This window comes from Chryseobacterium sp., assembly GCF_022712095.1.
Classification (GTDB): Bacteria; Bacteroidota; Bacteroidia; order Flavobacteriales; family Weeksellaceae; genus Chryseobacterium.
In genome coordinates, this window is sequence record NZ_JALAHD010000085.1 from 46,198 (window position 1) to 59,889 (window position 13,692).

Below are 13,692 nucleotides of genomic sequence, written 5' to 3' on the forward strand. Positions count from 1 at the left end.
TGATTATTTAGAATCCGTAAGCAGCTTCTCAATGTCTTTGTAGTTATAATACAGGATCCCCCCTATCTTCGTATAAGACAGGGTTCCGTTGATTCTAAGATTCTGTAAGGTCCCGGAAGAAATATTCAGAAGCTTTTTGACCTCGGAGGTGCGAAGCCATAATTTTTGTTCTGTCGTTCTTGTCTGAAGGAGTTCTCTAATTGCCTCCAACAGCTCTATTTTAAATTGCTGAAGGTCTTCCTTAGTGATAATTGCTATTGCCATGATTTCAAAAATTGTTTGTTTGACAAATTTTCGGAATCAGGCGGAATTTCTTTCGGTAGTTTTTCGGTACTACCGAAAGATTTCATTCCATATACGATGAATAAAGGGATTTCATAAGAAGGCCAAACTGTATTATCTAATAAAACCTAAAAAAATTAGAATCCCGGACATTTATTCATCTTATCTGTTTATTTTTTTCAGGAAAAACTTCTAAAATGAACAATATATAACCTCTTAAATATCTAAATCATCCAGATATTGCTCTAAATTATCCCTGAGCAATATCAAAAATTTAGTTCTTTCTGTTTTTCGCAACCTAATTTCACCTAAAATCTTATGATAGTTTCCCAAATTGATATTCAATGAGTTCTCTGCCCAACGAAAAATTTCGGCCAGATCTGAATTGCCACCGTTAAAACATCTGGTTTGATGAAGAGCATACAGTAGTTCGATAAGCGCAACTTTAGGACCTGTCCATTCCAGTGTATTAATTTGACCGATTGATTTTTCTACACCCTGTACCGCATTGATTTTATTCATCAAATAGTAATCTAAAAGATCATTGGCAAGAATTTGGGAAACAATATGATCATGTGATGTAGAAAATTCTTCATCATAGCTATACAGTTCTGGGCTAAGCTTTAATTTAAAGTCAAACTTGAAGCGGACAAAGTATTTTTTATCCAAATAAGTCGATTTTCGGCGATAGTAGCTAATAAATTCTTTTTGCTCATTATAGAAATACAAAAGATTAGATCTTTCGTTTTCATAATAAGATTTTAATGCCTGGGGATCAGCATAAGGTTTCGAAGATTCTATTGCCAGTACTTTTGAATGATAAATATAAACCGCTGTAAATTGCGGTTTGGTACTCTTAAAAAAATGAATTTCATCACTCCAGTCTGAAAACCGGTACTGCTGCAAAAGATCCTTCAGCTGCCGAATAGCAAAATCTGTTTCCATAAGGATTTTTTCAGATCTGATGACAACATCATCATCACTTCTGTTAATGTGATCTACACTACTTGTCAGATTTTTCCAAAGCTGGTCAACTTTTTTTCTAAAATTTTGTCGATTCATACGTTATTTTTTAGTTAATTTGAACGCAGAATCGGATAAATTAAGTCTTATTATTCTCTAGCTCCTCTTTTCTCTTTCTGATAAAGTCAACTGGCCTCATACCGTTGATTTCCATAAAATGTGCTGAAAAAACCTGTCTGTTTGCCATTCCGCACATCTTTCCTAATCCATCAATACTATAATTAAGGTATTTAGGATCTTCAAGCAGAAGATTGGTAATGTATCTGATTCGTAACTCCTTCAGGTACATCGTAAAAGTTAGGTGATAGTGCTCGTTGAGGACATTTGATAAATGAGTTCGATTAGTACCAATCATTTTGGCAACAATCGGTATGGTTAAATTTTTTTGGAGAAACTTCTTATTTTTTTCAAAATTTTTAAGTTTTGATTCGATCTCTTCAATGAGTTCTAAGCTGTATCCATTTTTTTCAGATAAAGAAACGGACAAAGATTTATTAAAAATATCAGGTGATTGGGGATTACTGAATTTCTCCGACAGTTCCTTATATTTTACATTCAGTTCATTCTCTCTTGCTCGAAATCTCGCAATTAAGAAATACAATAAAATAAAACCTGCAATTACAGAGACACAAAAAATGATGAAACCAATCTTATGTTTTCTCTCAAAGCTGTTTTTTTCCTTTAATAAAGTATCCGTATCATATTCATGGTGAAGTTTTGATGATAGCATTGGAAAATCACTATTAATTATATTATTCACATTCAATAGCTGATTGGTATAGTATAACTGTTTGTCGGAATCTCCGCTTTGCTTTGCATCATCAATTAAATATTCATAAGCCAATCGGATTTCAGGGGTAATAAACTGGAATTTGCTAGCCAATGAATCAACTTTATTCAGGTTAAGTAATGATTCGGACCTCTCCTTCTTTAACCAGAAGGCTTTTCCTATATAAAAATACACCGCAGTCAATGAAGCATAGTCTTGCTTATTACTTAATATCTTTTCAGAAAGCCTAAGGTATTTTAATGCTTCGCCCAGTTTATTTTGTCTTAAAAGCTGAATTCCTTTTCCTTTTTGAAAATAGCCGTATTCTAATGGTAGTTCTTTCGTATCATGCAGTCTTTCCAAACCAATGCTAATGAGAGAGTCTTCCTTACGGAATAATTGCCGGTTTTTGTAACAGGTGCTTAATCGGTAAATACTGTTAAAATATCCTGATTCATTATTAAGCCTAAGATTAGGATGAAGACCTGCCTTTATACTTTTCTCAAAATATTGGGCAGATTCTTCAAAATGTGCAGCTGCCTCTTTATAATATCCTAAATAACTCTTCACCAATCCCAAATGATAGATAATTTTATTTTTAAGATACTTATCCTGGGAATCCTTTGAAAACCTGAAGGCCAACAAATATTGTTCAAGAGCGGATTTATAGTGTCTTTTGTTGTAATAGTAAATGATTCCTTTTCCGAGATAAGCCCGCGAAATCTGATCCAGATCATTGAATTTCTTAGCAACTGTAATAGCGCTGTCCGCATAATTCAGCTTATTATCAATGTTTTTGCTATAGTAAATGGCTTCCTCATAACCCTGAATCTGCTTTTTATAGTTGTTTTCCTTCTTTGCCTTATCAATAAACATTCTTACAAACACCAAAGCCCTTTCATCATTTTCAGGATATGCATCAAATAAACCTGAAATCTTCTTATAAGATTCTACCTCCTGTTTTTCAACACGTCTTTGCCCTTGCATTAACAACAAAAGACAATTGAAAATCATTAATAATATTTTATTATGGGTAGACATATCGAAAAAATATTCGCTAATTTAATAAAAATCACCATGCAGAGATTGTTTATTTAGCCAAAAACAATACTTCGTCACCAAACGCTGAATTACAGGAGCATACAAATGATTTTTTAGTGGGTAAGATGTACCAATTATTACGTAATAATTGGTACATCTTACCCACTATTTCTTTTTTTCACCCCTTAAGCCTTCTAATTTAGCCCTCAGAATTCTAACGATAACCCGGCCGGGATAACTTTTTTAAACATCATTTATAATCAATCATGAAAAAGTATATCTCAATTTTAAGTTTATTGACTGCATTATTTCTGTACTCATGTGAAAGATCAGATTCTGATTTAAATGCAACACAACAAAATGAAGCTGAAATTGCTGCTTTAAGCACCATAGAATCTGCAAAGAATCAAAATGAAGGTTCACAAGGACAAGTTTCTGATAATATGGAAACCGGCGATGATGAACCACCAAGGGATAAACAGCACTGGAAGATCGCCAAAGACACAATATGGTAAATGCAGCCCTGCTTAGCTGATAAAATTTATTAGAGTGGAAAATCAGAAAGTATTTTTAAGCACAGGAAAAAAATGCACCATCAGTGGAGAATGGGAAGGCGAAGGAAAAATCGGCACAATTGTATATATCTCAAAAGGCGAAATAATGCCTGCATATTGTGGTAAAAATGTAAAATGGATTTTAGTTAGAAAAGGATAATTTTTTTACAATGAATACAATAAAAACAATATTTACAGGGTTTACAACCTATTTTTTCATACTGCTTTTCGTATATGCAGCATTAAGTAAACTATTAGATTTTGAGGCTTTTCAGGTACAGTTAGCGCAGTCACCACTATTAAGTGCATATGCCGGATTCATCTCTTATGCTGTTATTATTGTTGAGCTCATCATAGCAGCATTATTATGTATTAACAGTACGCGTTTAGTAGGGCTCTATGCATCATTCGGGCTAATGGTGAGCTTTACCATATACATTTATCTGATTTTAAATTTCAGTGATTTTGTACCCTGTTCATGCGGAGGAATCCTGGAAAAGCTGGGCTGGACAGAACACCTGATCTTTAATATAGCATGTATTGCTCTTGCATTAGGAGCTGTTATTATTATGGAAAAGCAAAGAACGACAGATCAGGGGCGCTACCTTCTTCTCTCCGGAACCATTGGAATTATAAGCTGCGGATTAGTAGTATTTTTGTTCATCCGCTCGGAACATATCATGAAGACAGAGAATAATTTTACCAGGCGTTTTCTTCAGTATCCAATGGAAGAGGATAAAAAAATGGACCTTGGAGCGAATTCCTATTATTTCGCAGGAGCCGCTGATGATAAAATATATTTGGGAAATTATACAACACCCCTAATTTTAACAACAATTGATACAGCTCTGGTAACAAGAACATCTTTCACCTCAGTAATAGACAGCCACAACCATCCGTTCAGGTCAATACAGATACAGGTACAAAAGCCTTACTATTATATTTATGACGGCAATGTCCCTGTTATTTATAGAGGCGTGCTCGGAAAACAAAATGCTAAAACGATCAGCTATAAGGATGCGTACTTCAACCAGATCATTCCTTTGGATTCTGCGCGCTTCACCATCAGGACACAAAGCAGCGAAACACAAAACCGTGTACTGGGCATTCTGGATCTTCAGAAAGACCTAAAAGTAAAACTGTATCCCGGTTTACTGGAAAAGCAAAAGGATGGAGTTTTCGACTCAGATGGTAAGATGGTCCGGGACCCGGCAACAGGCAGGCTTTTATATACTTATTTCTATCGCAACCAGTTCATGGAAATGGACAGCGAGCTCAATATAGTAAGAAAGCTTCATACGATTGACACCGTTACCAGGGCACAAATACAGGTAACGCAACTGAAAGACGGACAGCACAAAATGAGTGCACCGCCCTTAACAGTGAATAAAGATATGGTCGCATATCGCAAACTCTTGTTTAACGAATCTAATCTAATGGGAAAACATGAATCCCGAAAAGCATGGAAACAAGCAGCTATTGTAGATGTGTACCGTACCGACCGGCAGGAATATGTGGGAAGTTTTTATGTCTTCAACCGCGGGAAGGATAAGATGTCCCATATGCTGGTTACCGATAAGTATTTCTATATCCTTATCGGAAATGAAATGGTCAGGTATCGGTTATATTCCTCCCTTACCAGGCATTTCAACACAGGGAAAGCCGAAAACCTGTAAAAAGAGTAGGCATAACATCAAAATCTTATTTTATGAGAAAGTTTATTTTGCCTGTAGTAGTTTTTCTAGCAGGCGCAGGAGGTGCTTTTGCATCCACTGTATCTAAAACCGCAGATTCAACAATGGTACCCGGTCACAGGTTTGATCCATCTGCATCGGAAGTGAAATGTATCGAAGTTGCCCAGTGCAGCACCATCGAAGGTGCAGAATGTACCTGGAACTCCGAAGTACTGAAAGAAAAAATCAATGACACTGCATGCGGAGCACCATTGTACCGAGTTAACTAAAAATCTGAAGGGTGCCAAAAGCACCCTTCTTTATTTTTTATTAACCCATTTTGCCACCTTATGATCCTTCAGGTAAAAATCAAACCAATCCAATATCTTGGAGGTAAGATCTATTTTAGACACCTGTTGCCACATAGCATGCCCATCATCGGGATAAAACAATGCCACAACCTTTTTTTTATTCCTTTTTAACGCATTATAAAATGTCCGGGTTTCTTCCCAGTTTACATTCTTATCCTGCATACCGCACCATAAAAGTATGGGTGAAGTTACCCGATCGGTACCATACAGGGGATTATTCCTGAAATAAAGCTCCTTATCTTCTGAAAAAGATTTTCTCATCCTGTACTGCCCGGATTCATACCTCCAGAATTCCGGAATATGGTAACTTTCACTAAAAGTATGATAAACATGTACGATGTCAGCATTGGCCGCTCCCGAAACATAGGCTTTGAACATATCTGATCGGGTAGCAATAAAATTGGCCTGGTACCCACCAAATGACTGCCCTATAAGCCCTACGTTTGAGGAATCAATAGCTGTATTCTTTAGTACCGCTTTCATAGCTGCTTCCACGGATTGCAGCGCAGAAATTCCCGGACCTTCCTTGCCGTAAGCGATATCCGGCAGAAAGACAAAATATCCTTTTTCCTGTAATAGCCTCACATTAAATCCTAAGCTGTTCTTATAAGTTGGCCGCCAATATTGTGAGCTTAAGTGGTGCTGAGTCTCATAAATATGCACCACCATCGGATAAATCAGCGAAGGACGGTAATCTATTGGGTAGTAAAGCAGACCCTTTAAAGAGGCATTTCCCGGTCCGGTATAATCAATAACATCCATCCTTGCCTTTGAGATTTTAGTATCCTGTATATTGCTTTGGTAGATCACTTTACTTTTATTATCCTTTGTGATTACGACACGGGGTGGCATACTATAATTTTCCTGCAAATAAGCAAATGAGCATAAAGAAGGATTATAAAGCATTGAACTAGTTTTACCCTCGGTGAGAGGAACGGCAGTATAGCTTTTATTCCCATGCAATCTCTCATATCCAAACCAATCATTCATTTCATTCCGATGTTCTACGGTCATTGGACTCTTATCATCAATCACAGAGCGGTAAAAATTGTAATTGGCTAAGAGCGATTCCCTTTCTCCACCTATGACATGGTGTTGGAATGCTTTGGTCGTTGTGGTTAATGGTTTAAAGCTTCCTTTCCGGATATCATAATACCACAGAGCATCATTCCCACCAAAAATAATTCCTTTCCCATCCCGGGTAAAGTAAGGCTGTTCTACTCCATTTTTTGAAATAAGGATTGTTTTTCCATCAGAAACCCTGTATAATTTCCAATAATTATTTTTAAGAAACAGGAGATATTCTCCCCTTTCCGAAGTGTATAATTCAGTCCCTACGGTATCAATCTTTACGGAAGTCTTGTTTATCCGGTCGTATACAGAAATCAGCAAAGAAGGTGTTTTTTCGGTATAATCTTTAAGCTCACCGGGGTTAAAAGCCAGGAAATACCGCTGGTTATGTAAGGGGATGATTTTCTGAAATCCACTGCTGTGATTCAGATTTTCAAGCTTTCCGATTTCAGGTTCCCAAAAATACTGCTTTTCCCGGAATTGCGGTAAAAACTTCCCTTCTAGGTTTGTATCATCACCGTACCAGATATCAGGTGAAGATTTCTTTGTTTCAGTCGTATTGCTGATGGTGCTTATGAAAAATTGTTTTCCCTGCCCAATGCTTTTTACCGTAGCATGATGAAACAGCAGGTTTTCATCTAATGGATAACTCTTAAAATCCTTTAGGTTAATATACACTATTTTCATATACTCCGTGGCCGTGTCTTTTTCAAAGCTTACTAGACTCTCTCCGTCTGGTGCAACATGGATACTTTCAATCGGCCTGTTGGTCTGATACAGCAAACGTTTCGCAGAACCGGAAAACTTAATCAGGCTGTACCATTTATCTTTTTTATTCTCACTTGTTTTTTCCTGTACTGTATAGAGATCGGAATTATCTTCCATCACATAAGCTGTAACATCTTCCAAAACCCGTAAAAGGTTTCCTTCTGCTGAAAACCATGACAGGGAATTCTTTTGTGAGATATCAGACCATAACAAAAATTCCCTTCCATTGTTAAAAGCTTCAATCTTTTTTATTTGAGTAAAAACTTTACGATTGGCAACAATATTGCCTTCACTATTTTTCTCATGCACTTTTCCTTTCTTTTGTTCTCTTAAGCTCAGGTATTCCGCCTTTCCATCTTTATCCAACAGCAATACTCTGTTATTGACGAGAAACTGTAAATCAGAAATATGGGTTCTTTTAAGGGCAATGGATTCGGGGACATCTGTTCTTAAGATCATAAGCGTGTCTTCCCCGCTGTCCATCACTTTTTTTACTGCCACCCATTTTCCTTCCGCTGACATTTTGATCAGCTGGATTTCATGGGAATCTGAGGTCAGCTTTTGAAGACGATGGATATCTTTTACTTTGAGGTCCTGTGCTGAGAATAGAGGCAACGGTACAGGCAGCCACTTCAGCACATAAAGTAAAAGCAGCGTCATAAGAATCGTGAGCAAGCGACAGACTGTTTTCATCAATATCCCGGGTTTTGCGGATTAAGGTTAGCATTCAGCAGCAGCTCTTTTTGAGGCAGCGGCCATGCCGTATAATAGCTTTTCCAGTTAGGCTTTATAGCAATCAAATCCCCAAGGCGGTCAAACCGTTTTAAGGCCATGAACCTTTGTCCCATTTCTGCAAAAAACTCCCTTCTGATCTCCAGCAGCAGTTCCTGAAGAAAAGCATCTTTTGTCCAGCTTCCCGTTAGCGGCAAAATGCCGGCTCTTTGCCTGATGGCATTGAGATAAGGCAGTGCTTCCGTTACCCTGTTTTGCCGGGCTAAAGCTTCTGCCATAATAAGGTATGCTTCTTCAAGCCTGAAAACAATGGAATACTCATCGGTGTTTCCTGAAAGGTTTTTATACTTCGCTGCGCGGTACCAGGTGTTCTGTGAAAAGGTAACAGGGGTCATCCACGCCTGTCTTCTCAGATCAGCAGGAGCGAAAATATTAACCAGGTTTGTGCTAAGGGCATAGGCATTGGGGGCGGCCCCTGAAAAGTAATACAGGGAAGCCTCTTTGGTGGAATCCCCGGAGTTTAACGGTTTTAGCTGCCAGAGAATATGCTTTCCTCCCTTTTTGAAGACCTTGGTAATATCCTGTTCCTGCTGGTAAAGGGAACTTTGAAGGATATTTCCTGTTAATTGTTCTGCCTGAAGCCATTTCTGCTGAAGAAGATATACTTTGGCCAGTAACAGCTCCGCTACCTTTTTGTTGGGATAGATCCTCTCGGTATTACGGTAGGTATCCGAAAGTAAGCTGACAGCAAGACTCAGGTCAGCCTCTAATTTCTGCAATAAGGCCTCCTTAGTCAGCTTTGATAAATGGCTGTTGATTTGATAGTCGGTTGTTTCCGTATATGGAATTTCCTGATAAACCTGCTGTAAATAAAAATAGATAAGGCTTCTTACCAAAAGCGCTTCCCCTTTGATCCTGTTTTTATCTTCTGTACTCAACGATGTAGAGTTGTTCACTCCCATTATAATGGAATTAGCAGCGTAAATTTGCTGGTACGCTGTATTCCATGTTTTTTCAATCATTGGATTGGTAGGAATCTGTTGGTTCTGGTAGAGTTCCAGTGCTCCGCTGTTGTTATTGACATAGTAGCAGTCCAGATCATCGGTATAAGTTCCCAATAAAGCTCCCATACCGTCACTTCCACCGGAGATAAGTGATGAAGAAAATAATCCTGAATATAGACCCGATAAAGCGGCATTGGCACTTTGCAGGTCTTCAAATACCTGATGGGTCCCAATCTGGTTATCTGGGTCATCGACTTCCACCAGCTTGTCGCACGAAACTGCTGTAAGCACAAGGAAAATAAAAATGAAAGGTACTTTTTTAACAGCAAAAGGCACTATGATCCTTCCTATACCATTCATGTTGATAACAGATCGGACAATAGGTATAGATGGGAGATTGATATTATATTTTTTCATTTTCTTAATTTTTAAAAGTTAAGCTGTATTCCAAAAGAATAGGTTTTGAGCGGGGGTAAGAAACCGGTAAGGACAAATTCAGGGTCGAGCCCGAAATACTTAGTCCAAGTCAGCAGGTTTTGCCCTTGGAAATAAATCATGGCATCTTTTACAATCCCGCTTTCAGGCTTAAGCCTGTAGCTTAGCTGAATATTTTTCAACCGAATGAAAGATGCATCACTAATAGCCGCCGTACTGTTTTTAAAGAAGGTTTGCAGAGTGGTTTTCTGAGGGTCAGCTCCTGAAGTATAAGGCATATAGCTTCCGCCCGGGTTGTCCTGAGACCATACATCCAATAGCTCTACAGGCTGGTTATTCATCGTTCCCGGAGTTGGCATATAGTTGTGGTAATTCCAGTTCCTTTGCTTAACAAACTGCAATAAAAAGGAAAATGTCCAGTTCTTATATTGAAGCTGATTTTGTAATCCTCCAAAATACCGGACCCCTACTCTTTCGACCATCTGGTTATCATCCGGTGAAGTGATTTTCCCGTCACCGTTAAAATCTTTAAAGCGGTAAAGCCCCGTTCCCGGGTCTATTCCTTCATATTGGTAAACCTTGACAATAGATACCGGATAACCTATGACATATTGATTGGCATAGGTTGAACCTTGCAGCCCCGGAAAAGAAACGAGCTTGCTGGTCGGAATGCTGATGTTAAAGCTGGTATTCCATTTGAAATGAGAAGTTCTCACCGGAAAAGCACTGAGGTCAAATTCAAATCCCTTGTTTTCAACCGTTGCCGGAAGATTGGCCTGAATGGAGCTGAAACCTGTCGTTCCGGGCAGGGGAACCCCTACCAGCTGATTGGAAGAGCGGTTCCTGTACAATGCTGCCGAAAGGTTGATGCGGTCTTTCAGGAAGCCTAATTCTATGGCAGCTTCAAGCTTTACCGTTTTCTCCCAGCTGAAAAGCGGGTTGTATAACCGTGAAGGGTTCAGGGCGGTAATCCCACCATAGCCTGTCCCGGAAACGGTATAAGTGTCTAAATATTGGTAATCACCAATCTTATCACTTCCTGTAGTCCCGACACTGCTCCTGAACTTTCCATAGCTCAGCCATTGAGCTTCCTTAAGGAAGTGTTCGTTAGAGAACAGCCATGCTGCGCCTACCGCCCCGAAATTGGCAAATCGTTTTTGCGGACCAAACCTGCTCGAACCATCCCTCCTTCCGGTGATATTGAGAATATACTTATGCTTATATTGATAGTTGATACGCCCGAATAAAGCGGCATACCTGTACTCATTGTCTGCTTCGGTAATAATTTTGGTTTTTGCAGCGCCTATATTGTGGATCAGGGCATTGCTTTCAAACCCGTATCCCTGGTTCTGGGACTGGTAGCCGGAATCCTGCTGGAAGGTTCCCCCGGCAAGCACATCAACCTGATGGTCTCCAAAGGTATGCTTCCAGCCAAGTTGCGGTTCAATAATATACGAGAAATATTGGCGTCTGTTTCTTAAGGCTGAAGAAGTAGCGCTGGTTAAGCCGTAGGATGGATTGTACATCGTATGGGGCAGCAGGGAATATTCTTCAAAAGCACGGTAATTAATCCCACCATTAAGCTTAACCGATATTCCTTTATAGGCTTCATAGCTCATATTGACATTGTAAGTGAACTGCTTGCTATCGTTAGAGTACGTGCTTACAAACGGTGCAATGGGATTATCAAAGGTGTTGTTTTCCCAGTTGACACTGCCATTTGCGGTATATAATGCCGGAGCATTCGGGCTAAGGAATATTGATTTGTTGGTGATCTCCTGGTTCAGTATATTATTAGTCTGGAAGGAAATCAGGTTGGATAGGTTAGCGGTAAATTTCCGGTCTTTGGACTGGTGGGAAATACTGCTGGTAATATTGTTGGTCTTATATCTGAATGATGCCGGAAATACTGTGGTCTGCTCCTGATGGCTGCCGCTTATCAGAAAAGAAGTCCCTTCGCTTCCGCCGCTGACGGAAACCTGTGTGCTTACTGTTTCAGCGGTATTGCCGATGAGTGCTTTCTGCCAGTCGGTGTACCGCGACTGGTTCCAGGCTCCATTGACATCATAAGCCGTAGCAGGATAGGTAGTAATCCCGTCATTGGCATAAGCTTCCTTACGCATGCTGATATATTCCTCCGTATTCATCATCTTCATTTTGGAAGCGGCCCGGCTCAGGGCATAGCTGGTATTTATGCTGAGCTGTGTTCTTCCTTTTTTCCCTTTTTTAGTGGTGATAAGAACAACGCCATTGGCTCCACGGGAACCGTAAATAGCCGTAGCATCGGCGTCTTTCAGGATCTCGATATTTTCTATATCATTGGGATTGATGCTGTTTAGCGGGCTGATGGAAGAATAGGGCATAATGCTGCTGGAATACCGGGATGGGTTTTCCGAGCTGATCACGACTCCATCTACAATATACATCGGATCATTTCCTTCCCTTCTAAGGCTGTTTTTACCCCGGATCTGGATATCAAAGCCACCACCGGGAACACCGGAATTCTGGGTGATATTGACACCAGAAACTCTGCCCTGTACGGCAGAAAGTACATTAGATACAGGCTGGTTTTCGATGTCTTTCGCAGAAACTTTTGCTATGCTTCCGGTAAACTCCCTATCTTTGACTTTATAGTATCCGGCATTAAGCACAACTTCCTCAATGCTGCTTACTTTTTCCGAAAGGGGCTTATTTGAAGGGGATAAGGTATCGGTCTTTTTCCTGAGTACGGTAGCTTCAGGGGTATTCTTTCGGGAAATAGTATCAGAATTGCTCTGTACCTGTGCATGAAAAGAAGCGCCCGCTACCGTCAGCATAAGGACACATGAAATGCCCCCTATGCTGGTATAGGATTTTTTCATAAATTTGTTGGGTTTAATAAACTTATTATAACTAACTGCTCTTTCCTGCCAAGCGGTCAACTTTAAAGGAAAGGGCTTTTTTATTTCTCTTGTTCTGTAACAAAAAGATAATTAAGTATCATTATAATAGGTGCTGCTTATTTTCATTTGATAGTCTTTTATGGTTACATTGTGTTTTTAATATTGTTTAGGAGGAAGTTTGGGAGATTACAAAACCTCCATCCTAAACATCATAAAGAATTAATCTGAATGAAATTAACCTCGAGTGTGAACTGTAAAGCCCCAATGGTTGCGCCGCCATTGTATCCTATCTAATCTTTATAGTAAAAGCAGCTTAGAGAAATGTAGAGAAGGCAAACATCATTAAAAAAAACAGCGTGGAACTCTACCTACCGTATCAGAGGTACTGGCATACCCTTTACCACGAATAAGAGAGCCCACGCCTAAAACGTGAGCAATCTGCTTATTGTCTTGTGGTAAAATGAAAAGTGCCAGTTTTCTGATACAAGATTCTAAGCGAATAGCTTCTAATATTTTTTGAAGTTTCGCAAAATTACAATTAAGTAACTTCTTTTACAAAGATAAGAAAAAATATTTTGGTATACAAAACTATACCAAAATATTTTTCATTATGTGCTTAATTGCATTTATGATTAAAGAAAGTGAAAAAATTATAATTATAAAAACCGCGATTACTCTGCGTAAAATGCTTAGTAACAATAAGAGTTCCTCAGCGAAATCGGATGGTAGTGTGGACATAGTCAATAGTTATGATAAAATAGCTGCAAACTCTAATTCAGAACTGACCAAAGCCACAGTAAATGGTGCTTTTAGCGGAAAGAAAAGGTCAACGATGGCAACTATTGTTCTTATTGTTGAGTCAATGGGTTATACAATGATTGATTTTGCTGAAATTTATGATAAGCTTTCAGCAATAGATGTTAATAAATTCAAAGAAGAAATACTTAAAAGAAATTAATATACTCCATATTTTAGATTTCAACCATTCTGTTATTTGTTCAATCGATAAAATAGGCTGCGAGCAATTTATAGTAATATTGATAAAAGAATTAAAACGCAAATTTGACATCAATTCTTATTGAAGAAT

Annotated in this window: 11 protein-coding genes; 5 read left to right on the plus strand and 6 right to left on the minus strand. The window is 38.8% G+C overall.

Annotated elements, in window-relative coordinates; genetic code table 11:
* Positions 1-3 precede the first annotated feature (3 nt).
* From Q0A18_RS04110 to Q0A18_RS04120, 3 genes are all read right to left on the minus strand, one after another.
* Entirely contained in the window at positions 4-264 is a 261-nt protein-coding gene (locus Q0A18_RS04110; protein WP_292008904.1) for a helix-turn-helix domain-containing protein, read from the minus strand.
* A gap of 234 nt (positions 265-498) precedes the next feature.
* Positions 499-1,344: an RteC domain-containing protein gene (locus tag Q0A18_RS04115; protein WP_292008905.1), complete on the minus strand. Its 846-nt coding sequence runs from the start codon at positions 1,342-1,344 to the stop codon at positions 499-501.
* 40 nt (positions 1,345-1,384) lie between these two features.
* Entirely contained in the window at positions 1,385-3,115 is a 1,731-nt protein-coding gene (locus Q0A18_RS04120; protein ID WP_292008906.1) for a helix-turn-helix domain-containing protein, read from the minus strand.
* A gap of 266 nt (positions 3,116-3,381) precedes the next feature.
* Here Q0A18_RS04120 and Q0A18_RS04125 point away from each other — a divergent pair, with 266 nt between their 5' ends.
* Genes Q0A18_RS04125 through Q0A18_RS04140 form a run of 4 tightly spaced genes read left to right on the plus strand, consistent with a single transcriptional unit; the run spans position 3,382 to position 5,632 of the window.
* A complete protein-coding gene (locus Q0A18_RS04125) occupies positions 3,382-3,630 on the plus strand; it encodes a hypothetical protein (RefSeq protein ID WP_292008907.1) in 249 nt (82 codons plus the stop codon).
* A 34-nt stretch (positions 3,631-3,664) separates the two neighbouring features.
* Complete coding sequence (locus Q0A18_RS04130; RefSeq protein WP_225717029.1) at positions 3,665-3,829, plus strand: hypothetical protein; 165 nt, start codon at positions 3,665-3,667, stop codon at positions 3,827-3,829.
* Between the two features lie 10 nt (positions 3,830-3,839).
* Positions 3,840-5,345: a MauE/DoxX family redox-associated membrane protein gene (locus Q0A18_RS04135; protein WP_292008908.1), complete on the plus strand. Its 1,506-nt coding sequence runs from the start codon at positions 3,840-3,842 to the stop codon at positions 5,343-5,345.
* A gap of 32 nt (positions 5,346-5,377) precedes the next feature.
* Positions 5,378-5,632: a DUF6520 family protein gene (locus tag Q0A18_RS04140; RefSeq protein ID WP_292008909.1), complete on the plus strand. Its 255-nt coding sequence runs from the start codon at positions 5,378-5,380 to the stop codon at positions 5,630-5,632.
* Positions 5,633-5,662: 30 nt separating this feature from the next.
* Here Q0A18_RS04140 and Q0A18_RS04145 read toward each other — a convergent pair whose 3' ends face one another.
* From Q0A18_RS04145 to Q0A18_RS04155, 3 genes are read right to left on the minus strand one after another with little or no spacing between them, the layout of a single operon-like run.
* Complete coding sequence (locus Q0A18_RS04145) at positions 5,663-8,245, minus strand: prolyl oligopeptidase family serine peptidase (protein ID WP_292008910.1); 2,583 nt, start codon at positions 8,243-8,245, stop codon at positions 5,663-5,665.
* Positions 8,245-9,705, minus strand: a complete 1,461-nt coding sequence (locus tag Q0A18_RS04150; RefSeq protein ID WP_292008911.1) for a RagB/SusD family nutrient uptake outer membrane protein — start codon at positions 9,703-9,705, stop codon at positions 8,245-8,247. The genes Q0A18_RS04145 and Q0A18_RS04150 overlap by 1 nt, the downstream gene beginning before the upstream one ends.
* A gap of 11 nt (positions 9,706-9,716) precedes the next feature.
* Positions 9,717-12,584, minus strand: a complete 2,868-nt coding sequence (locus Q0A18_RS04155) for a SusC/RagA family TonB-linked outer membrane protein (RefSeq protein ID WP_292008912.1) — start codon at positions 12,582-12,584, stop codon at positions 9,717-9,719.
* Between the two features lie 631 nt (positions 12,585-13,215).
* On the opposite strand from Q0A18_RS04155, the gene Q0A18_RS04160 reads away from it, so the two are divergent.
* Positions 13,216-13,563 (plus strand): hypothetical protein, encoded by a 348-nt coding sequence (locus Q0A18_RS04160; RefSeq protein ID WP_292008913.1) that lies wholly within the window; start codon positions 13,216-13,218, stop codon positions 13,561-13,563.
* The last annotated feature ends 129 nt before the right edge of the window (positions 13,564-13,692 follow it).